The 21957-nt window shown below is 46.1% G+C and carries 19 protein-coding genes; 17 read left to right on the top strand and 2 right to left on the bottom strand.

Features of this window, described 5'->3' with window-relative positions; genetic code table 11:
- Positions 1-6: 6 nt before the first annotated feature.
- The 16 genes from AC4EVX_RS09465 (at position 7) to AC4EVX_RS09390 (ending at position 19611) form a co-directional block, all read left to right on the top strand.
- Positions 7-2604, top strand: coding sequence for a calcium-translocating P-type ATPase, PMCA-type (locus AC4EVX_RS09465; protein WP_490160081.1), 2598 nt, complete (start codon positions 7-9; stop codon positions 2602-2604).
- A gap of 301 nt (positions 2605-2905) precedes the next feature.
- Positions 2906-3496: a rhomboid family intramembrane serine protease gene (locus AC4EVX_RS09460; RefSeq protein WP_177976832.1), complete on the top strand. Its 591-nt coding sequence runs from the start codon at positions 2906-2908 to the stop codon at positions 3494-3496.
- A gap of 21 nt (positions 3497-3517) precedes the next feature.
- Positions 3518-5857, top strand: a complete 2340-nt coding sequence (locus tag AC4EVX_RS09455) for a YceG family protein (RefSeq protein ID WP_490160080.1) — start codon at positions 3518-3520, stop codon at positions 5855-5857.
- A 4-nt stretch (positions 5858-5861) separates the two neighbouring features.
- Complete coding sequence (locus tag AC4EVX_RS09450; RefSeq protein ID WP_177976830.1) at positions 5862-6998, top strand: toxic anion resistance protein; 1137 nt, start codon at positions 5862-5864, stop codon at positions 6996-6998.
- A 123-nt stretch (positions 6999-7121) separates the two neighbouring features.
- Positions 7122-7703, top strand: coding sequence for a TerD family protein (locus AC4EVX_RS09445; RefSeq protein WP_177976829.1), 582 nt, complete (start codon positions 7122-7124; stop codon positions 7701-7703).
- Positions 7704-7765: 62 nt separating this feature from the next.
- Positions 7766-8359 (top strand): TerD family protein, encoded by a 594-nt coding sequence (locus AC4EVX_RS09440; protein ID WP_490160079.1) that lies wholly within the window; start codon positions 7766-7768, stop codon positions 8357-8359.
- A 289-nt stretch (positions 8360-8648) separates the two neighbouring features.
- Positions 8649-10394 (top strand): DUF262 domain-containing protein, encoded by a 1746-nt coding sequence (locus tag AC4EVX_RS09435; RefSeq protein WP_490160078.1) that lies wholly within the window; start codon positions 8649-8651, stop codon positions 10392-10394.
- Positions 10395-10685: 291 nt separating this feature from the next.
- Positions 10686-11147: a MarR family transcriptional regulator gene (locus AC4EVX_RS09430; protein ID WP_177976826.1), complete on the top strand. Its 462-nt coding sequence runs from the start codon at positions 10686-10688 to the stop codon at positions 11145-11147.
- Positions 11137-12486, top strand: a complete 1350-nt coding sequence (locus tag AC4EVX_RS09425) for an MATE family efflux transporter (RefSeq protein ID WP_490160090.1) — start codon at positions 11137-11139, stop codon at positions 12484-12486. The genes AC4EVX_RS09430 and AC4EVX_RS09425 overlap by 11 nt, the downstream gene beginning before the upstream one ends.
- A 160-nt stretch (positions 12487-12646) precedes the next feature.
- On the top strand, positions 12647-13357 hold the full coding sequence (locus AC4EVX_RS09420) for an HAD family hydrolase (protein ID WP_490160077.1): 711 nt from the start codon (positions 12647-12649) through the stop codon (positions 13355-13357).
- 452 nt (positions 13358-13809) lie between these two features.
- On the top strand, positions 13810-14037 hold the full coding sequence (locus AC4EVX_RS09415; protein ID WP_177976824.1) for a hypothetical protein: 228 nt from the start codon (positions 13810-13812) through the stop codon (positions 14035-14037).
- 49 nt (positions 14038-14086) lie between these two features.
- Positions 14087-15559 carry a nickel pincer cofactor biosynthesis protein LarC2 gene (gene larC2 / locus AC4EVX_RS09410; RefSeq protein WP_490160076.1) on the top strand — a complete coding sequence of 491 codons (1473 nt, stop codon included), beginning with the start codon at positions 14087-14089 and terminating at the stop codon, positions 15557-15559.
- Positions 15560-15617: 58 nt separating this feature from the next.
- Positions 15618-16619: a type I asparaginase gene (locus AC4EVX_RS09405; protein WP_177976822.1), complete on the top strand. Its 1002-nt coding sequence runs from the start codon at positions 15618-15620 to the stop codon at positions 16617-16619.
- Between the two features lie 91 nt (positions 16620-16710).
- Entirely contained in the window at positions 16711-16980 is a 270-nt protein-coding gene (locus AC4EVX_RS09400; protein WP_490160075.1) for an ADP-ribosylglycohydrolase family protein, read from the top strand.
- Between the two features lie 316 nt (positions 16981-17296).
- A complete protein-coding gene (locus AC4EVX_RS09395) occupies positions 17297-18640 on the top strand; it encodes an MATE family efflux transporter (protein WP_177976820.1) in 1344 nt (447 codons plus the stop codon).
- 332 nt (positions 18641-18972) lie between these two features.
- Positions 18973-19611, top strand: coding sequence for an RpiB/LacA/LacB family sugar-phosphate isomerase (locus AC4EVX_RS09390; RefSeq protein ID WP_177976819.1), 639 nt, complete (start codon positions 18973-18975; stop codon positions 19609-19611).
- Positions 19612-19855: 244 nt separating this feature from the next.
- Here AC4EVX_RS09390 and AC4EVX_RS09385 read toward each other — a convergent pair whose 3' ends face one another.
- Complete coding sequence (locus AC4EVX_RS09385) at positions 19856-20743, bottom strand: sensor histidine kinase (protein ID WP_490160074.1); 888 nt, start codon at positions 20741-20743, stop codon at positions 19856-19858.
- 270 nt (positions 20744-21013) lie between these two features.
- Between AC4EVX_RS09385 and AC4EVX_RS09380 the strand changes: the two genes are divergently transcribed.
- Complete coding sequence (locus AC4EVX_RS09380) at positions 21014-21205, top strand: hypothetical protein (RefSeq protein WP_177976817.1); 192 nt, start codon at positions 21014-21016, stop codon at positions 21203-21205.
- Positions 21206-21418: 213 nt separating this feature from the next.
- Here the strand turns inward: AC4EVX_RS09380 and AC4EVX_RS09375 are convergent, their stop codons facing one another.
- Positions 21419-21934, bottom strand: coding sequence for a response regulator transcription factor (locus AC4EVX_RS09375; RefSeq protein ID WP_490160073.1), 516 nt, complete (start codon positions 21932-21934; stop codon positions 21419-21421).
- Positions 21935-21957 lie beyond the last annotated feature (23 nt).

The following is a 21957-nucleotide window of genomic DNA, read 5'->3' as shown; positions in this document are numbered from 1 at the left end:
AAAAAAATGAAGTTGCAGGGACTGTCATCAAAACAGGTAGAAGAGAGTCGCAAACAGCATGGCTCGAATGAGCTGACGCAGATTCCGGCGGACCCGTTGTGGAAAAAGATTCTTGAAGGTTTCAAGGATCCGATGATTATGATTTTGCTGGTCGCACTGGTTGTTCAGATCGGACTTTTTCTGCTCGGACAGGCGGAATGGTTTGAGCCGGTAGGAATTCTGATTGCGATTGTGATTGCAAATGGAGTTGCATCGATCAGTGAGAACAAACAGGAAAACAAGGCGTCTGCCCTCAAGGAAGAGGAAGAGGCAAAGGAGATCGCAAAAGTCATTCGAGACGGAAAACTTCTCGAGATTCATGTGAGTGAGGTTGTGGTTGGAGATCTCGTGTATCTTCAGGCGGGCGACAAGATTTCGGCAGATGGAGTTGTCGTGGAAGGTGTTCTCAAGGTCGATCAGGCAGCACTCAACGGTGAGACTGAGGAGGCAACGAAGATTCCGTGTCCGGATGAGAAGACTTCGTATGACGTGAAAGATTTGCTCAATAAGCATTACGCATATCGCGGAACCGTCGTTTGTGGCGGAGAAGGCTATATGGAGATCAGGGTAGTCGGAGACAAGACGCTGTTCGGAGAGCTTGCGCTTGAGGTGCAGGAGGAGACGAGACAGACTCCGCTTCAGGTAAAGCTCGGCGTTCTCGCTCAGCAGATTTCCAAGTTTGGCTATATCGGCGCAGGTGCAATTGTTGTAGGAATTCTTGCAAAGACGTTTATAACGGGCGCGCTTCCGACTGGAATTTATGGATGGATTCGCCTGCTTCTCGATGCGATCACCGTCGCAATCACGGTCATTGTCTGTGCAGTGCCGGAGGGTCTGCCGATGCTGACCTCGATTCTGCTGTCGTTTCAGAGCCTTAGAATGGCAAAGGACAACGTCCTCGTCAGAAAAATCAACGGTCTTGAGACCGCAGGAAGTTTGAGCATTCTCTTCAGCGATAAGACCGGTACGATCACCGAGGGTCGCCTGTCTGTTGTAGAGCTTGTGACGGGAAATGTTGTTCCGTTTAAGGAGCTTTCCAAGATGCCGTCCAATCTTGCAGGGGATGTGATCATCGGAACCGGAATCAACAACAGTGCAGTTGCCTCAAATGGCTCGATCATCGGTGGAAACAGCACCGACCGTGCACTGATGGCATACCTGATTGACTCAAAGGTTGTAAATTCGATTGCGAAGGAAGAGGCGAGAAACTTTAACGCGTTTGATTCCGCAAAGAAATTTTCCAGCGTAACCGTTCAGCGCGATGGCAAGAGCATGACTTACATCAAGGGTGCGCCGGAGCGAATCATTGAGAGATGTACGCATTACATTGATGAGAACGGTGAGACGAAAGAACTTGTTGAGAAGAATTACCTGATCGCGCATATGGATGCACAGGCAGGACGCTCGATGAGACTTCTTGCAGTTGCAAAGAGAGAGGGCGAGTCTGATGAGGGCGATCTGACTCTCGTGTGTGTGATCAGTATCCGTGATAACGTCCGCAAGGAGGCAGCTGATGCGATCCATGAGGTACAGAATGCGGGAATTCAGGTTGTCATGGTAACCGGTGACCGAAAAGAGACCGCTGTCGCAATCGCAAAAGAGGCAGGTCTGCTTGTGAATCCGGAAGATGTCGCTCTGACTTCTGCGGAGATGGCAGAGAAGAGCGACGAGGAGATGAAGAAGATTCTTCCGCATCTGAGAGTTGTCGCAAGAGCACTTCCGACGGACAAGAGCCGTCTCGTGAGACTGGCACAGGAGCTCGAGGAGGTAGTCGGAATGACCGGAGACGGTGTCAACGATTCCCCGGCTCTGAAAAAAGCGGATGTTGGATTTGCAATGGGAAGCGGTACAGAGGTTGCAAAGGAGGCGGGAGACATCACGATTCTCGACGATAACTTCTCCTCGATTGAGAAGGCAATCCTGTACGGACGTACAATGTTTAAGAGCATCCGCAAGTTCCTGATCTTCCAGCTGACGGTAAATGTGTCGGCGGTTCTGACCTGCTTTATTGGACCGATTTTGGGTGAAAATGTAATCTTGACGGTTATTCAGCTTCTGTTGATCAACCTTGCAATGGATACGCTTGCGGCGATCGCCTTCGGAAGTGAGCCGGCACTTCGAGAGTATATGAAAGACAAACCGGTTCCGAGAAATGAGAGAATTGTCACGAAAGATATGCTGATTGAGGTAATTATCAGTGCACTTTATATTACCGTTATCTGTCTGTCGATTCTCTTCTTTGCACCGATCAGAAACCTGTTCGGAGATGTCGATATGACCTACCTCAAATCGGCACTGTTTGCGACGTTTATGATGGCGATCACATTCAACGGATTCAATGCGAGAACCGCTCACATCAATCCGTTTGAGAACCTGATGAGAAATAAGAATTTCCTTCTCGTTATGCTGTCGATCTTTGTGATGCAGTTTGTGTTTGTCACCTTCGGCGGAGAGGTGCTCAGTGTTGAGAGCCTGAGCCTGAAGTCCTGGCTGATCTGCCTGGTTCTGGCATTTATGGTCATTCCGATCGATGCGGTAAGAAAGTTACTGACTGCACACAAGTAGGACGTGAGGTGGAAGGTTAAGTAGAAAATCAAGTAGGAATTAAGTACGAGGTTAAGTTCATGTACGAAGTTATAGCAGTTTTTGGATGATAGCGGAGATTCTCCCGGCTTCAGTCGCAGGAGATTTTGATGAGTTTGGCGAAAGCGTCTGGAGAGAACAGATTGAGTTCTGTCCGTATGCTTTCGCCAGTTTTCGTTTCATTATAGAAGGAGCGGGGATGCAAAAAAGAAAATCGCAGTCTGTCAATGGGAAAGATAACGGAGATTCTGTTGGAGGTCGGAAAGAAAGGGCGCCAGGACGGATGAGAGGGGGAAAACGATTGAAAAACAGTAGAGGATGGAGCATTTCTTTTAATTCTCCGGTTGTGCTTTGCTTTGCGCTGATCTGTCTGGTCGCATGGCTGATGGGGTGGCTCAGTGGAGGAAGAACTACAACCATGTTTTTCAGCGTATATCGAGCTTCGCTGTCGAGTCCGTTTACCTATGTTCGGCTGATCGGTCATGTCTTTGGACATGCCAGTCTCGATCATCTGCTTGGAAATATGACGCTTCTTCTGATTATCGGACCAATGTTGGAAGAAAAATACGGTTCTCTGAATCTATTGGTTGTCATATTGATCACGGCGTTTGTGACGGGAATTGCAAGTTTCCTTCTGTTTCCACATACTCAGCTTTTGGGGGCGAGCGGGGTGGTATCCGCCTTTATCCTGCTCTCCTCATTTACGAGTATCCGGGAACACTACATACCGCTGACGTTTCTTCTCGTCGCAATCTTTTATCTGGGCGGGCAGATCTATGAAGGAATTTTCGTGCCGAGCAACATCTCTAACTTTACGCATATTCTCGGTGGAGTTGTCGGGGCTTGGTTTGGATTTTTTTTGATGAGTAAGTAGACCGGAAAGGAGAGAGTCATCATGCTAGAGCGTGTTTCACTGCAAAATCCCGATGATTATTTCCTGGAACTGGGAAAACGGAATCGCAGGGGGATTTACGCCTGTCGAATCCATGAATATAATTCACAGGTTCATGCATTTATCCGAAAATATTACGAGACGGCGCGCCTGTCCGGAGTGATTGTGGAGGGAAAATTAAAGAATCCCGATCAGCGCCAGCTCGATTATTATCAGGAGATGATGGGGACCGCATTTGAGATTGACCAGAACTTTTTCTCGCAGAGACTCAAAAAATGGCTTCCGCGGATGAATGAGAGGCAGAGGGCAAATGTATCCGGTGCGATCTATGCAACACTGCTTCACCTGCGTGAGAGTGGGAAAAATGACAATATGCTGAAAAATGCATATATCAAGTTCATGTGCTGGCTCTATTACCGATTTGAGCGGATCGTCAACCATCTCGGAGAGGAGAAACTTCCAAAGATTCTCTATGAGGGGGAGATCAGCATTTACGAACTGCTGTTGATGCGGGTACTCACGCAAGCTGGCTGTGATCTGGTGATCTTAGAGTATCACGGGGATGACGCTTACCGGAGTGTGGACCCGCAATCGGAGATCTCGGAGGAGATACCGGTGTCAGCATTTGGAGCGGGCGGGGCACAGAATTTTCCGGACTCCTTTGATTTAAAGCAGATTCGCGAGGAGCTCGAGACTGAGCAGAGCCAAGAACGCTTGTACGGCGGGGGATTTTCGGGAGTGTCCTCTCTGATTCCTGCGACAAATGTCTGGCTTTCCGCAAAAATCGATCTGATTGAGCAAATCAAAGAGTCTGCGGGAGAGCGTGGGAATGATACACGATTTTTTTATAATTGTTTTTGCCGGATTCGTGGCGTTTCGGACAAACTTACTTATGAAAATGAACTCTATCAGCTCGGACAGGCGATTCGAGGGAGCGGGCGAAGACTTGTAATTGTCAATCAGCGGATTTCTCCGCCGACAGTCGAGGAGACTCAAGAGGTAAAGCGAAAAAACAGTTATCCGAATTTAAATCAGGTTTTGGAAGATTTATCGCGAAATCTCGTCTGTTCAGAAAATTTTGAGCTTCAACCGATGATGAGAAAAGCCTTTGTGGAGGTTATGGCGGAGGAAGGACGACGGGAAAACAGTCCAAATTCAAATTCCTTAAATCGACTGATAAATACGGCGGTTTACCTGATCTGTTGGCTGAAGCGCTATCAGCGGGATCTCTTTCATAGATGGAAGAAGCCTGAGATTTCCGGTTTCTTTTATCTTGGTGGTTGTAAGAATGAGAAAGAGGCGATATTTTGCAGGTTGATTGCGAGACTTCCTGTCGATGTCGTGATTTTTCAGCCGGATCTCAATGAGACCTGTGCTCTGACAGATTCGTCCCTGTATGAGGTGAATTATCCGTTTTCGCTCTCGCTCTCGTCCTATCCGGAGGCGAGCGCAGGACTCAGAGTCGGGACGGTTGCCTACTATGCGGAGCGGGAGCTTGACACGCTGATGTATCAGGACAGCGGGATTTACCGGGAACAGCAGTATGCGAAGGCGAATACGATCACCTTGCAGACAATGTATGAGGAGATTCCGATCCTGTGGAATCAGGAGTTGAAGTACCGCCCGAATTTCAGCACATTTTCGGATACCGTCAATATACCGGTGATCTTCTCTAAGATTTCCGGTGTGAAAGATGGGATCATGGGGATCTACTGGCAATCGATCAAGGAGCTGATCACAGCAGACACAGAAAATGTAACGGTGATCAGCAAAATTCCGAACCTGACTTCTGCCTCAGAGAATCCGATCAAGCCGTTTGCCGTGGAATTTTTCAGAAACGGTCGTCTTCAGCGAGAAAAAATCCGACAGCATCGCGCCTATCCGTATGGATTTTTGCGGGAGCCGATGCAGGATTACCTGCTTGACAAGATTCAGCTCTTGATTGACCGGAAGACGATTCGCGGAACCGGGGAAAATGGAACGGAATTTACGATTGTGTCGACAGCTTTGAATCTGGATAAATCTCTGCTGCGAATGATCCAGAGATTTGATTTTACCAAGAAGAATCCAAAGCTGATTTATCTTATAACCGGGGAGGAGATGATGTCTCTCGAGGATTCGATTCAGATGGCATTTCTGAATCTGGTCGGGTTTGATATTTTGATGTTTGTTCCGACCGGATATCAGTGTGTGGAGCGGTTTTTCCGTGAGAGAATCTTTGAGGAACATCAGATTGGCACATACCGGTATGAACAGCAGGTGCCCGATTTCGATCGGCTTCCCCTGCATACACAGCGCCCTGGGTGGTGTGAGAAAATCTTTAACTTTAAGAGGAGGATATAGCGATATGGGGCTTGATTTCAGCAAATCATCAAAGGCACCGGAACCACAGGAGGAGCCGAAGGATGAACTGGTTGTTCAGCAGTATGATATTGTGGCAGATCGTCAGCAGATGAATCATGAATGGACAAATTCTGCGGAGGTCGATGCGCTTGTTAGCACGATTGAGATTGACAATATGGAGACTATCGTCACGTTTGGTGCGCATGCGGCGGAGGAGATCTCAAAGGTGTCGGATGTCGTGTTAAACAGCATGAATCTGGCACAGCTCGACGAGTCGAGTCAGATGCTCGGCGCACTTGCAAAGATCATGGACAAATTCGATATTGAGGAGATCAAGGAGAGCAAAGGATTTTTCGATAAACTGTTCGGAAATATGAGAAAGAAGCTCGACCAGATTCTCGACAAATATCACACGATGGGCGGGGAAGTCGACAAGATCTATGTTCAGCTCAAACAGTACGAGTCGGAGATCAAGCAGTCCAACCGGAAGCTCGACCAGATTTTTGAGGCGAATGTCAACTACTATCATGAGCTTGTCAAATATATTCTTGCCGGAGAGCAGGGATGCAGAGAGATCGAGAACTATATCGCACAGAGACAGGCGGATATGGAGGCGACCGGGGATCAGTCGATTCAGTTTGAACTCACAAACTTAAATCAGTGTCTGATGCTTTTAGAGCAGAGAACTCAGGATTTGAGAACGGCGGAGAGCGTTGCGATCCAGTCGATTCCGATGCTGAAGACGATGGAATTCAGCAACATGAATCTTGTCAGAAAGATCAATTCGGCATTTATCATCACGCTTCCGGTCTTTAAGCAGTCACTAGCACAGGCGATGATGCTTAAACGCCAGAAGATTCAGGCAGAATCGATGGCGGCACTCGATGCAAAGACGAATGAGCTTCTCGTCAAGAATGCGCGAAACACGGTGGAACAGGCGAAGCTGACCTCGAAACTGGCATCGGGAAGTTCAATCAAGATTGAGACGCTTGAGACGACGTGGAGAACGATCGTGAATGGAATTGATGAGACGAGAGCAATTCAGGACAATGCGCGCAGACAGAGAGTCGAGGATGCAAAGCGTCTTGAGGCGATCAAGCAGGAGTTCAACCAGAAGTATCATATGCCAAGCAAGAGGTAAAGAGAGAAAAAGTAGGATGACCGAGACAATTCGTGTGTGGACTGTGGTACAGGAAAGATAAAAATGGATGGTTTTTTTGACCACCCATAAAAATAAAAAAGAAATGACAAGGAGGAAGCGATTATGCCTATCAATTTATCAAAAGGACAGAAAGTCAGCCTTACAAAGGAGAATCCGGGACTCAAAAAAATTATGGTGGGACTTGGATGGGATGTCAATGCATTTGACTCCGGAGCAGATTTTGATCTCGATGCGTCTGCATTCCTCACCGGAGCAAATGGAAAATGCCCGACCGATCAGGAATTTATTTTCTATGGAAATTTGGAGCATCAGAGCGGTGCTGTGGCGCATATGGGAGACAACCGTACCGGAGCAGGCGAGGGCGACGATGAGCAGATCGAGGTAGATTTAAGCCTTGTTCCTGCAAATATTGAGAGAATTGCGTTCACGGTCACGATTTATGATGCAGATAAGAGACGCCAGAATTTCGGTCAGGTATCGAATTCCTATTGTCGAATTGTGGATGAGGCGACCGGCGAGGAGATCGTTCACTTTGATCTCGGAGAAGATTTCTCGATCGAGACAGCACTGGTAGTCGGAGAACTCTATAAGCACAATGGCGAGTGGAAGTTCAATGCGATTGGAAGTGGATTCCAAGGTGGTCTTGCCGCACTCTGCGCACATTATGGAATTGATGCAGAGTAATGATTTAAGTCAATTATTTATTACGGAAAGTTGTTCCAATCGTTTAGGAGGTGACAGAGGAGATGTCTGTAAAACTTCAAAAGGGACAGAAAGTCAGTCTGTCAAAGGAAAATGCAGGATTATCAAAAATTATTGTGGGACTTGGCTGGGATGAGGTGAAACAGCCGGGAGGATTCTTTTCATTTCTCTCGAGTCCGCAGGCGATCGACTGTGATGCGTTTGCGCTGATGCTCCAGAATGGAAAGCTCGTAGACAATAAAGATATTGTCTATTTCCACAATCTGACTCATATGAGCGGATCGGTACAGCATATGGGGGATAACCTCACCGGAGCGGGCGAGGGAGATGATGAGCAGATTGTCATTGATTTGAATCGCGTTCCGGCGCAGTATGACCGGATTGTGCTTGCGGTCAATATTTATGAGGCGTACAAGCGTCATCAGCATTTTGGAATGATCCGAAATGCATTTATCCGCCTTGTGGACGCAAGAAACAACAAGGAGATGTGCATTTACAATCTGACGGATAATTATTCCAACCAGACCGCAATGTTGTTTGGCGAGGTATATCGCCACAACGGCGAGTGGAAGTTCAACGCAGTCGGGCAGGGAACCGCGGATGGCTCGATCGGAGAGTTTGCAAAACGCTATCTGTAAGAGGCAAGATGGGTGATTTGCAAAGCTCAAGATGCAGTAAAGAACCAAAGTCCATAGAAATGTGAGCCGTGATTCTGATAGGAAGATGTCAGCGAAGCCTGACAGAATCGCGCCAAGTCGATGCTTGCGTCGACTTGAATAAGTAGATGATAGCATGAATGGAAAATGGAGGAATTCTGTTTCGGAATCCTCCATTTTTTAATGAGAGGGAAGCAAGCGACAAACGTAGAGAACGAAAAAGATAGATAACACAAAAAATAATAATGGAAAAACGGGGAGGGAGAAGAAGATGGCATATGAATCACCATTGACAATTGCGGATGTAATCGGAGATATTTCGGAGAATCGGTATGTTCTACCGTCGATTCAGAGGGAGTTTGTCTGGAGCACGACACAGATTGAGAGACTGTTTGATTCGGTGATGCAGGAATATCCGATTGGAGCATTTCTGTTTTGGGAGCTTGCAGACGGTCAGAATACGTTGTACGATTTTTACGGCTTTCTTCAAAATTATCACGAGAAGAAGGCACGGCATAACACAAAGATCAACTTAAGTGGAAGTGACAATGCGGTTGCGGTTCTCGACGGTCAGCAGAGGTTGAGTTCTCTTTTTATCGGCTTGAAGGGGTCTTATGCGTATAAGATGCCGTGGAAGCAGTGGAAGAATGACGAGGCATTTCCCAAGAGAAAACTCTACTTAAATCTCGTCGAACCGGCGAAGGAGGAGAATGACCGGTACGAGTTTGCCTTTCTGACGGAGACGGAGAGTGTCAATGACGACGATCACTACTGGTTTGAGGTCGGGCAGATTCTTGATATGAAAAATATCGGGGATGTCACGAAATTCATCAATCGCCAGATTTATAAGGATGATCGATATGACGAGGATCAGGGCGATTTTGCGATGGATTGTCTCGCCCAGTTGCACAAGGTGATCCACGTTCAGCCGATTATCAGCTATTACAAAGTCAAGTCAGAGGAGCTTGACCGGGTGCTCAATATCTTCATCCGAGTTAACAGCGGGGGAACGATTTTAAGCTATTCGGATCTGCTTCTCTCGATTGCCACCGCACAGTGGGAGAGTTTAGACGCAAGGGAGGAGATCACGGACTTTGTAGATCTCTTAAATGGGATTGGAGGAGGATTCCGCGTAAACAAGGATTTTGTCTTGAAGGCTTCGCTTGTCCTGAGCGATTTTAAAAACATTGCATTCAAGGTGGACAATTTCAATAAGCCGAATATGCTGAAGATTGAGGCAAACTGGCAGAAGATCAAGAAGTCCCTGTATCAGGCATTTGTGCTTGTCGCAAGTTTTGGATTTTCGCGGGAGAGTTTAAAATCAAACAATGCAGTGATTCCGATCGCTTATTATCTGATGACAATCGGAAATCCGGAAAATTTTGAGGTCTCCACGCTTCAGAAGGGGAACCGTGCAAAGATTAAGAAGTGGCTGATTATGTCCCTGTTTAAGCGGATTTTCAGCGGACAGCCCGACAATCTGCTTCGCTTGATGCGTGAGATCATCAAGAACAACGGGACAAAGGAATTTCCGCTCGATGAGATCATAAGCAAACTGCGTGGAACGAGCAAGACGATGGTCTTCACGAGTGACGACATCGAGAGCCTTCTCGATCATCAGTACGGAAAGGCGGAGACGCTTAACGTGCTGATGCTTCTGTATCCATCGCTCGATTTCAACAACAAGTTTCATATTGATCACATGTATCCGAAGAGCAAGTTTACGAAGAAGATGCTTGAGAAGAACGGTGTTTCGGATCAGAAGACGGAAGCGTACATCGCTCATGTCAATGATTTGAGCAATCTTCAGCTTTTGCCTGCAATTCCGAACATCGAGAAGCAGAACAGGGATTTTGATCTGTGGTTTGCCGAGACTTATCCGACCGATGACGAGAAGATTGCTTACCGGAATCTTCACTATCTCCCGGATCTGGCATATACTTATCCGAATTTTGAGCAGTTTTTGCAGAAACGAAGAGAATTGATGAAGAAGAAGCTGGAGAGTTTGCTTCTGTAAGGGCGAGTTTCGTTCGATTCGTTTGTTTCATTTATTTTGCTCGCTTTGTGATGTAAGATTTTTGAGGCTTTTGAAGTTTTTGAAGTTTATTTGTTTGTTTTATGAAGGCGAAACGTTGACGTTGGTGAGAGGATAATCTTGGAAAAAGGGGCGCTGTGTCAATCGTTTGGGTGGGATTTTATGGCAAAATCTGCGGACTGGAAATTTGGGAATTGACAAAATGAAAAATCTTGATATAATTACCAATGGTAATTATATTGATGGTTCTGAGGAGGAAAATGAGAAGAAAACATGAATAACAAGACGATCAAGAGGATGTTTGATGCATGTTATCTCGCAAAACGGACTCGAGAGATGCTTCCGGCACTGCCGAAGGGAGTCATGCCATCTTATATTCAATATCTGGATGTGATTCAGGCGATGGAAGCAGAACATCATCAAGTGAGAGTGTCCGATGTCAGCGATGCCATGAATCTTCCGCGACCCGGTGTTACCAGAACAATCAAAGAGATGGAGATGAAGGGATATCTTCACAAGTTCGCCTCACCGGAAGATGGGCGCGTGGTCTATATTTCACTGACAGAGGCAGGAAAAGAACTCTCAAGGAAGTATGATCAACAGTATTTTGATGCGTTGTCCCCCTATATGGAGGAGATTTCGGAGGAGGAAGCAAACTGCATGATCCAGACGATAGAAAAGTTTTATCGGATCATGTGTGAGAGAAAAGAGGGGGATCATGGATATGACAAATGATAAGGCAGATTTTACACAAGGAAGTATTTTAAAGAAGCTGATCGCATTTATGATACCGATTCTTGGCGCGCTGATTTTGCAGGCGGCCTACGGTGCGGTGGATCTGCTTGTGGTCGGAAGATTTGGATCGACATCCGGTCTTTCTGCGGTTTCAACCGGAAGCCAGGTGCTTAATTTTGTCACCTTTGTTGTGACTCAGCTTGCAATGGGCGTTACCGTTCTGATTGCCCGCTATTTAGGTGAAAAGCGTGCAGAGAAGATCGGCTCTGTGATTGGCGGTGCAGGCATTGTATTTACCGTATTTGCAGTGATCTTGTTTGTTGTCATGGTAGGATTTGCGCGCGGAATTTCCGTGCTGATGCAGGCTCCGGTTGAGGCAGTTGATCTGACCTCGACATATGTGCGCATTTGCGGAAGCGGTATTTTCTTCATCGTGGCATATAACCTGTTATCTGCAATCTTTAGAGGACTCGGAGACAGCAATTCTCCGCTTCTCTTTGTCTTTGTTGCCTGCATCATCAATGTGATTGGAGATCTCGTTCTGGTTGCCGGTTTTCATATGGATGCAGCGGGTGCAGCGATTGCAACGGTAATGGCTCAGGCATGCAGTGTTGTCTTTGCCGTGATTCTTCTGATCAAGAAGAAAATGCCGTTTGAGATTAAAAAGAGCGATTTCAGATGGAATGAACAGTGTCCGAAATTCCTTGAGATTGGATTCCCGCTGGCACTTCAGGAGATGCTGACCCAGCTTTCGTTCCTCGCACTGTGCGCGTTTGTCAATCGCCTCGGTCTGGATGCCTCCTCCGGTTACGGAGTGGCCTGCAAGATCGTAAACTTTGCGATGCTGATTCCGAGTTCCCTGATGCAGTCAATGGCATCCTTTGTATCACAGAATGTCGGTGCAGGCAAGATGAAGCGTGCAAAACAGTCTCTGTTTACCGGAATCGGTGTGGGTTTGACTGTGGGTTGTCTGGTCTTTCTGCTCGTGATGTTCAAGGGTGATGTGCTTTCTGGATTCTTCACGACGGATGAGGCAGTTGTTGCGAGAGCGTACGAGTATCTGAAGGGATTCGCACTCGAGACGATTGCGACCGCAATTCTGTTCAGTATGATCGGATATTTCAACGGAAACAACAAGACGGTCTGGGTAATGGTACAGGGATTGATTCAGACCCTTCTGATTCGACTTCCGTTAGCGTACTTTATGAGTATTCAGCCGAATGCAAGCCTGACAAAGATCGGTCTTGCCGCGCCGATCTCCACGATTGTCGGAGTCATTCTGAGTACGGGATATTTCATCCATATGAATAAAGCAATGGAAAAGAAAAAGACGGCGTAAGCCAATGGGTTACGCTGATCTTTGGCGTTATCCTGTATTTATTTACATTTGCATTTGCGTTTCGGATGGTTTTATTCGATTCAACAGATTAATCATAAAGGGATTAATCATAAAAAATGACTTATTAAGAATGCGATAGAAACGGAGCAACAGAATAATTATGATGAATTTAAAAGCAGTCTTTGTCGACATTGATAATACTCTTCTGAGTTTTGATGAGTATGTCAGACAGACAATGAAAAGTGGATTTGAACATTTTGGCTTGAAGCCGTATGAACCATATATGTATGATGTTTTTGAAAAGGAAAATAATGCACTCTGGCAAAAGATTGAGCAGGGGACATTGACGTTTCCGGAGTTACAGAAAGTTCGATGGAATCTTGTATTTGAAAAATTAGAGATTTCTTTTGATGGTCCGATGTTTGAAAAATATTTCCGAAAAGCGCTTCATGAGAGTGCAATTGAGGAGCCGGGAGCACGGGAGATGCTGGCATATCTGAAATCAAAATACATTTTATGTGTTGCAAGCAACGGACCGTATGAACAGCAGGTGCACCGGTTAGAGCTTGCCGATATGAGAAAATACTTTGATTATGTGTTTGTCTCAGAAAAGATCGGAGTCTCAAAACCGGCGCGAGAATTTTTTGAGACGGCATTTGAGCAATTAAATGAAAACAGAACCGAGAAAATCTCTTCGGCGGAGACTATGATTATCGGGGATTCTTTGACTTCCGATATGGCAGGTGGATTGCAATATGGAATGAAGACCTGCTATTATCGGAGAAACTCTGAGAGAGCAATGCCGGAGCAGAAGATGGGAAGAATTGACTTTGTGATCGATCATTTGGATCAGGTTGCGGACTATATATGATACAATATAGCAAATAAAAAATCTTTCTATCTGTGCCTCAATAAAGGCGAGGCATATGCGCCGGAGGAGATTCGGGAGAGATCGATCTGCATCGATGGCGATATCGGGGAAACACTGAATCAAGTCTAATGCAGCTTGGCAGGGAAATCAGTTGAAGGACAGAATGAACATTTTATCTTGTGAGATGGAAGGTCATTCTGTTTTTGTGTTGTATGGATTTGGTATATGGAATTTAATATATGGAAAATATCTGGTATGGGATATCAAACTTGTGTTAGTGCAATACTACGCCCGATAATGACTGTTAGATTGATAAAATTTTTTTATAGCGCCAGGAATTGCATCTTAGAATGAAATCGTTTAGAATTTATGATATAGGTTTATGCGATAGGGTCTTAGAAATAAAATTGGGAATGTTTTGAAATAAGACGGAACTTAATGCAGTTAAAACGGTGCAGGAGATTTTCAGAAGCAAGCGTTTGATTCCGTGTACCGCCAGCCGTTATTGCACAGATGGCTGTCCGAAACACATCTCCATTCCGGATCTGTTTGCGACGATGAATACGAAGCAGATCTACCATGACTGGAACGCAGATTATTATTACCATCTGCTGATTCGCGATTTGCTCGTAGATGTGGCAAGGGATTTTGAGAAGAAGCCGGATGAATCAGAGGAATAACAAAATCAGAAATAGACAAAAATGATGTGAGGAGAGTAGAAAGAGTGACATGAAAACCTTATATTTAGATTGTAATATGGGGGCAACGGGGGAGATGTTGGCATCGGCATTGCTGGCGATTCACCCAAATCAAAATCAAGTGATCGAACGGCTGAATCAGTTGAACTTGCCGGGAATCAGGTTTCAGGCTGAATCGGTGGCAACGGGTGGACTTGTAGGTACTCATATAAAGATTTTGAGAGATTCTGCTGTTTTTAAAGAGGATTCCCTTGCTTCGGGTTCTCAACGTTTTTCTTCTCCTCAGTCACTTTTTCTGGATTCTTGTTCTTATCAAAATCTGATGGGTGATTTATCGGAAAATTGCCCGGAGAAGATTCAAGAAGGTGTGCAGGCGGTCTTTCGGTTGATTGCAGAGGCAAAATCTGCTGTCTGTGGCCAGCCGATCGAGCCGATTGAATCAATGGAATCGATCGAAGCAAAGGCAGATTTGCCGATGAATGATAGTGATTTGGGCGACGAGAATGAAACTGGAACCGGATCTCGATCTCGAGTACAAGAAGGTGGAAATGGTGTCTGGAAGGTAGAGAATAAGACGGCGATCGCGGAAGTGATCGCTGTCTGTGTTCTAATGGATGAATTGAAACCAGAGAAAGTCGTGGCATCCTGTGTTCAGGTCGGCAGTGGAGTAGAGCGCAGGGATCATGGATTTTTTCCAATTCCATCGCCTGAGGTTGCTTGGATGTTGCGAGGCGTGCCGACTTATGGAGGACAGATTCAACAGATCCAGGCAGATCGGATTCAGGCAGATTGGATTCAGGCAGATTGGACTCAGGCAGATTGGACTCAAAAAGATCAGATTCAAAAAGATCAGATTCAAAAAGAAGTCTGTGATCTGACAGGAGCGGGTCTGCTCAAACATTTTGTCCAGGAGTTTGGCAGCCAGCCTCGAATGCGAGTGGAAGAAATCGGATATGGATTTGCATTTGCCAATTCTTTAAATACAGGTGATACAGGGATGAGGATTGTAGCGGATACCGGAATCGTGATGCGCGCAATGATGGGTGAGAGCGCAGCGCACGAAGACAGCGTGCTGGAACTGTGCTGTAATCTGGATGATATGACACCGGAGCGAATCGGATTTGCGATGGAGGAGTTATTTCTGGCTGGAGCACTTGATGTCTATACCACACCGATTGGAATGAAGAAAAATCGTCCGGCAGTTCTTTTGATTTGCATGTGCCGTGTGGAATTGCGGGAGCGGATGATTAAGCTGTTATTCCTTCATACGACAACGCTCGGAATCAGGGAAAAGGTCTGCAATCGTTATATCATGAAGCGTTTTATGGAAACTGTGGAGACGGAGTATGGTCCTGTACGGATCAAACATGTCTCCGGTTGGGGTGTTGAGCGGGAGAAAGCAGAGTATGACGATCTGGTCAGAATTGCGCGACAGCAGAATCTTTCGATCGCTCAGGTGGATGATCTGGTGAAAAAACGGAGAGATTTGGACAAGAAATCATAATACAAAATAGTAATAGCAAGTAACGATAACAGACAGGACAATGGAGAAGAACGAGAAAATGTCTAAGAAAATTTTGATAATCAACACTGGAGGAACGCTTTCTTCTGTAAAGGGAGCAAATGGTCTTGTGCCGGGAATCAGTGGCAAGGACATGATGGAGGAGCTGAAAATGGTCTCAAAAAATCTTACACTTGAGACGGAGGATTTCTGTTCTCTCGACAGTGCCAATATCGGACCGGAAGATTGGGCGGGACTGGCATCGTGCATTGCACAGAGAAGTCATGAGTATGACGGGATTGTGGTGATTCACGGCACAGATACGCTGGCATACACTTCTTCGATGCTCTCTTTCATGCTCCAAAATATTTCAATTCCGGTGGTAGTCACGGGAAGTCAGCTTTCGATGGCAAATCCGGTGGCAGATGCTCTGGAAAACTGTCGCTGTGGGATTCATATGTCTGCGAGCGGATGCCCCGGAGTTTTTGTCGCCTTTAATCGGAAAGTGATTTTGGGTTGTCGCGCTTCCAAGGTGAGGACGATGAGTTTTGATGCATTTGAGAGCATCAATTATCCCTATGTCGGAGAGATCAGTTCACTCGGACTTCAGATTTTTCGAGAAAATCTTGTAGAAAAACGTGGGATTTTCAGACCTCAGACTGCCTATTCAGACAGGGTAGCGCTCTTGAAACTTTATCCGGGCATTACGCCGGATGTCTTAGAACTTCTCTATGAGAGAGGTTGCCGGGGCGTATTTATTGAAGGATTTGGACTTGGTGGAATGCCGTTTCTGAAAAATGATTTTATAGGAGCGGTTGGAACGGTAGTCGAGAAGGGAATGCTGGTTCTTGTTGGAAGCCAGTGTCGGTATGAGGGAAGCAATCTCTCTGTCTATGAGACAGGGCGGTTGGCACTTGAAAAGGGTGTTCTCCAGGCTTATGATATGACAGCCGAGGCGGCGATGACGAAACTGATGTGGGTGCTTGGTCAGACCGATGATCTTCGGGAGATGAAAGAATATTTTTCGGTTGATATTGCCGGAGAAGTGAAAATTCGATCATGAGGATAATCGTGAAGACAGGATTGAATAACAGGTCCACAAAAACTCGAAGAAACATTTGGGGGAGAGGATGAAAAATTGAGAAATATTTGGTTTGATCGAGCGTTTACAAAAGGGAATTGATCAGACATATGAATATTATCGACATGATCTGAGAAATTATGCACAACTGCAACATTTCCAGAGATTGATGCATTTGGAGAAGTTTCGGGAGCTTCCGGAGATGGAAATTTCGAGCAGTGGATATGTGGTAGATACACTGGAATCTGCAATCTGGTGTCTGATTCAGACGGATTCCTTTGAGGAGGCACTGATCACGGCTGTGAATCTGAGTGGTTTGATGCACTGCAAAAGAAAGATATGATTGAGAAATATATCATTTTTTGGATCGATAGATAATTTTTTAAAGTAGAGAGATTCAATTTGTAAGAAAAATGTGCTTTTCATTTTGATATTTTAAGTGTATGATGGAATGAGCGTTAGTGGATGAATCGGAATTTTAAGTCCTGCATCTTCTAACGCTCATTCTATGTTTACAAAAAAGTTGAGCATGGTGGATATGGAACGAAGCTTGAACAAAACGGGGAAAGAACGAATCTTCGCATCGGATGCACGGGGAGACAGAAAAAAGAAATACGAGAACAGAAAAAATCACGAAAGAAAATAAGGACAAAAGAAAAATGAAAAGCACGGAGATGGATCTCACAACGGGTTTGTTGTGGAAAAAAATGCTTGTTTTTAGTGTGCCACTGATGTTTTCCAACATCTTGCAGGTGCTGTTTAATATGTCGGACGTCGCAGTTGTCGGGAAATTTTCAGGTCCGCTTGCGCTCGGTGCAGTAGGCTCGACGAGTTTGCTTGTGACACTGTTTACAGGAATTCTGCTCGGAATTGCGAGTGGAGTGAACGCGCTGACGGCACTTTATATCGGATCAAAACATGAGCGAAATATTCGACAGACGGTTCACACGTCAGCGGTGGTCTGTCTGGTGACGGGACTTTTGATCATGGGATTTGGAATCGTGTTTGCGCGGACCGTTTTGACGATGATGAAGACGAAGGCGGAGCTGATGAAGGGAGCGGTTTTATATCTGCATATTTATCTGCTTGGATCTCCTGCACTCGCAATGTACAATTTCGGTAATGCTGTGCTCAGCGCAGCGGGAGATACGAAGAGACCGCTGTATTGCCTGACATTTTCGGGAATTCTGAATGTGATTCTCAACCTGATTTTTGTCATTGGATGCCATTTGGATGTGGCAGGTGTCGCACTTGCAAGTGTCACCTCCCAGTATGTCTCTGCAATTCTTGTTGTAGGAATGCTCATCAGAAGCAAGGCTTCTTTTGCGTTTCACCCAAATGAGGTCCGAAAAGAGTTCAATGCGGATAAACTGCGCCGAGTGCTTCAGCTTGGTGTTCCGGCGGCGTTCCAGAATACGATTTTTTCGGTTGCAAACCTCTTCGTTCAGGCGAGTGTCAATTCCTTTGATCATGTGATGGTTGAGGGAAATTCGGCTGCGGCAAATGCAGATCCGCTTGTCTATGACATGATGGCGGCATTCTACACCGCAGGCACCAGCTTTATCGCGCAGAACCGCGGTGCAGGAAAACGTGATCGAATGATGAAGAGCTATGTGTTCAGTATCATTTATTCATTTACCTTGGCACTGGCTCTCGGTGTTGGACTCTATGTGATGCGATATGCATTCCTCGGACTCTTCACGAGTGACCGTGAAGTTATGGAAGCGGGAATTCATCGTCTCTCCGTGATGGCACTCTCGTATGCGGTCAGCGCATTCATGGATGCGACGATTGCAGCTTCGCGCGGACTTGGAAAGACGGTTGTGCCGACGGTTGTGGTAATTCTTGGTTCCTGTGTTTTCCGACTTGTCTGGATTTACACGGTATTTGCGAGCATTCACACGATTCGTTCGCTTTATCTGCTCTATCCGGTTTCTTGGTCGATCACGGCTGTGGCAGAGATTACCTACTTTATCTGGATTTTTAAGCGAATGCGTGAATGACAGATTGTGATTATGGAGCTGTTTATCGCCTTACCACAAAAAGAGGATCAACCTGTCAACTGCGGATAATGAACAAGCGCATTATTGAGAAAATATGGAAAATGTGCAAAAAAAAACATGCACAGGGAAGAGAAAATAGTAACTACTTTCAAAATTCAGAAAATAATGAAAACTGCGTTGCTTTTATGCGGAAAATCAGATATGATGATAGGGAAGGTATGAAGTATCCGTATCAATATGTATAGAATGATTTGATTTATCCATTACCGATTTATCTATCACTGATTTATCGGCGATCGATGCATTGAATCATCAGAAAGGGGATTTTTAACATGAAAATTGCACTGATTAATGAGAACAGCCAGGCAGGAAAGAACGCTATTATTGAGAATGCGCTGAAGAAAGTTGTAGAGCCGATGGGACATCAGGTATACAACTATGGTATGTATTCCGCAGATGATGAGGCACAGCTGACCTATGTTCAGGTTGGTATTCTGGCAGCAGTTCTTCTGAATTCCGGCGCAGCAGACTATGTGATTACCGGATGCGGAACTGGCGAGGGCGCTATGCTGGCATGCAACTCCTTCCCGGGTGTTATCTGCGGTCATGTGGAGGATGCACTGGATGCATATACATTTGCACAGATCAATGACGGAAATGCGATTGCTATCCCGTTTGCAAAAGGCTTCGGTTGGGGCGGAGATCTGAACCTCGAGTACATCTTTGAGAAATTGTATGTGGAGGAGAGCGGTCAGGGATATCCGAGAGAGCGTGCCGTTCCGGAACAGCGCAATAAGAAGATTCTGGATCAGGTGAAGACGGTAACCTATCAGGATCTCGGAACAATCTTAAAGAATCTGGATCGTGAGCTGGTTAAGGGCGCTCTGGCAACCAAGGGATTTGACGAGTATTTCTGGGATAACTGCAAGGATGAGAATCTGAAGGCAGTTGTAAAAGAGATTCTGGCATAAATAAAATTGGAGACGTTGCAGAAAAATTAGAATCTGAATGACGAATCCGTAGAAACACAAAAGACGAAGATAACTTCGCATGCAAATTTAGAGACTACAAAAGAGAGTTTGTGAATTTGCAGGGCGGAGAACTCTTCGTCTTTTTCTTTTGGATGTTTTGTGCATTTTATGGGTTTTATGGATTTGATGGTTCGTTCTTATGCGTGTAATCAAATGCATAGTCAAACGATTAATCAGAGTTCACTTAATTGGAATCTGACCTTGAACCATCTTTCTTTTTTGGCAAGGTTACAGTAAACGTATTCTTTTGGACTCCATCGGAGGAAACCTGAATCGTTCCCCCCTGTTCGTTTACAATGCTTGACGCAATCGAGAGACCGAGACCGAAGCCGGGGCTCTCTCCGCGGGAAGGGTCGGCGCGGTAAAAGCGCAGGAAAATCTGTTTTTGTTCTTCCTCATTCAATGATTTTCCCTCGCTGGTGACAGAAAAGGAAACGCTACGAGTGTCTTTCTTTTCACAAAGCTGAACTTCAATGACGGAACCGGGATTGCTGTATTTGCAGGCGTTGTCGATCAGGATGTCTGCAAGCTGGCGAAGTCTTGTCTCATTTCCATAAAGCTCGATGTCTTCGGTAAGGTCAGCCTCAATTTTCCGCCCGCTCTCAAAGGCAATAGGCTCAAATGCCATGACACTGCTCTCAACGAGATAACTGAAATCGACGTTGTGATAATCCTGAGAGAGTCGTCCTGAATCGCTTCGGGCGAGGAGGAGAGATTCGACGAGTTGTTTCATACGGGTCGCTTCGCTTTGTATCCGCAAAGTTCGCTCAAAATTCCCACTTTTGCGATCATCATAGTCGCGCAGAAGCAGATTGGTATTTGACAAAATGACGGTCAGAGGGGTTTTTAGCTCGTGGGAGGCATCGGCGACGAACTGTTGCTGTTGCTTCCATGCAGTCTCGACCGGAGCGACAAGACGGTGGGAGAGCAGGCACGATGCAACGAAAAAGGCGACGAGAGCGAGAAGTGCGACGGCGCCGGAGTGGAGCATCTGAGTTTTCAGTGCATGATCTTCGCTGAACGTGTCTGCAAGCGCATAGCGGACGCTTCCCAGAGGAGTTTTCTGTCTCATATAGCGAAGGTGTTGTCCGCACAGGGAACCACAGTCCGTCCTTTTCCTCTTTTTCTGCGAGAAGAGCAAACGTGATTGCATCCTCATCGGAGAGGGCAGGAATGTGATTTTCAAGGACGAAGTTCGTCTCCTCTGTGTCCGTGTTCTCGAGGACTTCATCGGGTGCTGTTTCATTTGTGAATTTTCCATCTGCGTTTGTCAGCGTGCCGATCTCCACGACTGCGACTGCGGAGATTTCCTGTCTGGGCGGTGGAGGAGAATCGGTATTTTTTGGCTGATTTAGACTCGGATCACTACTTGTCTTTGCGTTTGGCTCATTTTGTGGCTTTTCAGGAGGTGATTCAAGAGGTGTTTCTGATGAACGCTGACTCGGCATGGATGAATTCTGTTCTTGCTTGGGCGGTTGTGTGGAATCCGGTTGAGGTTCAGCTTGAGCCTGCGGTTTTTCTTGTCCGGGCTTAAGCTGCCCGCTCTGATTCTGTTGAAGTGCCGTTCGCATTGCCTCCATACTGCGATTTCGGTAACTCAGCGCGGTTGAGGAGTAGAGCGCGAGAAAAATAGCCGTCAGAAGAATCACGACAACACTCATAATCAGTCCTGTAATCTTCCAGCGAAGCTGTTTCAGCATGGGTAAATCCCCCCCTTTCCCCCTTTTGTTCTCAAAATAATTGATTTTTATTGATTCTGCTCAAGTCGGTATCCGATGCTTCGCGCAGAACAGATCTGAACCGTTGAGCGGAGGAGTTTCAGTTTTCTTCGCAGGAAAGAGATGTATGCCTCGGCACTGTTTGAGGAGACATCCCCGTCGTATCCCCAGATTTTCAAAATCAGAGTCTCTTTGGAGAGATACTGTCCGATATTCTGCATCAGAAGGCGCATCATCTCAAGCTCTTTGGCGCTCAGCAGAACCTCACGCTCCCCACAGGTCAGCTTGGAGGCAGAGGGAATCAGAGTCAAATCTCCAAATTGCAGATCCTCGGGAACCATAGTTGACGGTCTGCGAAGAATTGAGCGGAGACAGGCTAGAAGCTCCTCGTTCTCAAATGGTTTTGTGAGATAGTAGTCTGCTCCCCAGTCAAGACCTTTGACCCGGTCAGTCAGTTCGGAGCGGGCGGTCAGCATCAGAACGGGGGTTGAGATCCCCTCCTTTCGGATCTGTTTTAGGACATCTAAGCGGGAATCCTCGGTCATTCAATGACCGAGATGAAAGCGCC

The sequence above is a fragment of the Brotaphodocola sp. genome (genome assembly GCF_983179755.1).
Note: the sequence above shows the minus strand (reverse complement) of the source record. Positions and strands in the feature narration are given on the sequence as shown.

Coding starts and splice junctions, on each gene's coding strand:
- AC4EVX_RS09420 (WP_490160077.1), top strand. CDS start 12,647: ATGATGAATTTAAAAGCAGTCTTTGTCGACATTGATAATACTCTTCTG.
- AC4EVX_RS09445 (WP_177976829.1), top strand. CDS start 7,122: ATGCCTATCAATTTATCAAAAGGACAGAAAGTCAGCCTTACAAAGGAG.
- AC4EVX_RS09405 (WP_177976822.1), top strand. CDS start 15,618: ATGTCTAAGAAAATTTTGATAATCAACACTGGAGGAACGCTTTCTTCT.
- AC4EVX_RS09390 (WP_177976819.1), top strand. CDS start 18,973: ATGAAAATTGCACTGATTAATGAGAACAGCCAGGCAGGAAAGAACGCT.
- AC4EVX_RS09465 (WP_490160081.1), top strand. CDS start 7: ATGAAGTTGCAGGGACTGTCATCAAAACAGGTAGAAGAGAGTCGCAAA.
- AC4EVX_RS09395 (WP_177976820.1), top strand. CDS start 17,297: ATGAAAAGCACGGAGATGGATCTCACAACGGGTTTGTTGTGGAAAAAA.
- AC4EVX_RS09455 (WP_490160080.1), top strand. CDS start 3,518: ATGCTAGAGCGTGTTTCACTGCAAAATCCCGATGATTATTTCCTGGAA.
- AC4EVX_RS09450 (WP_177976830.1), top strand. CDS start 5,862: ATGGGGCTTGATTTCAGCAAATCATCAAAGGCACCGGAACCACAGGAG.
- AC4EVX_RS09385 (WP_490160074.1), bottom strand. CDS start 20,743: ATGAGACAGAAAACTCCTCTGGGAAGCGTCCGCTATGCGCTTGCAGAC.
- AC4EVX_RS09430 (WP_177976826.1), top strand. CDS start 10,686: ATGAATAACAAGACGATCAAGAGGATGTTTGATGCATGTTATCTCGCA.
- AC4EVX_RS09375 (WP_490160073.1), bottom strand. CDS start 21,934: ATGACCGAGGATTCCCGCTTAGATGTCCTAAAACAGATCCGAAAGGAG.
- AC4EVX_RS09460 (WP_177976832.1), top strand. CDS start 2,906: ATGAGAGGGGGAAAACGATTGAAAAACAGTAGAGGATGGAGCATTTCT.
- AC4EVX_RS09435 (WP_490160078.1), top strand. CDS start 8,649: ATGGCATATGAATCACCATTGACAATTGCGGATGTAATCGGAGATATT.
- AC4EVX_RS09440 (WP_490160079.1), top strand. CDS start 7,766: ATGTCTGTAAAACTTCAAAAGGGACAGAAAGTCAGTCTGTCAAAGGAA.
- AC4EVX_RS09425 (WP_490160090.1), top strand. CDS start 11,137: ATGACAAATGATAAGGCAGATTTTACACAAGGAAGTATTTTAAAGAAG.
- larC2 (WP_490160076.1), top strand. CDS start 14,087: ATGAAAACCTTATATTTAGATTGTAATATGGGGGCAACGGGGGAGATG.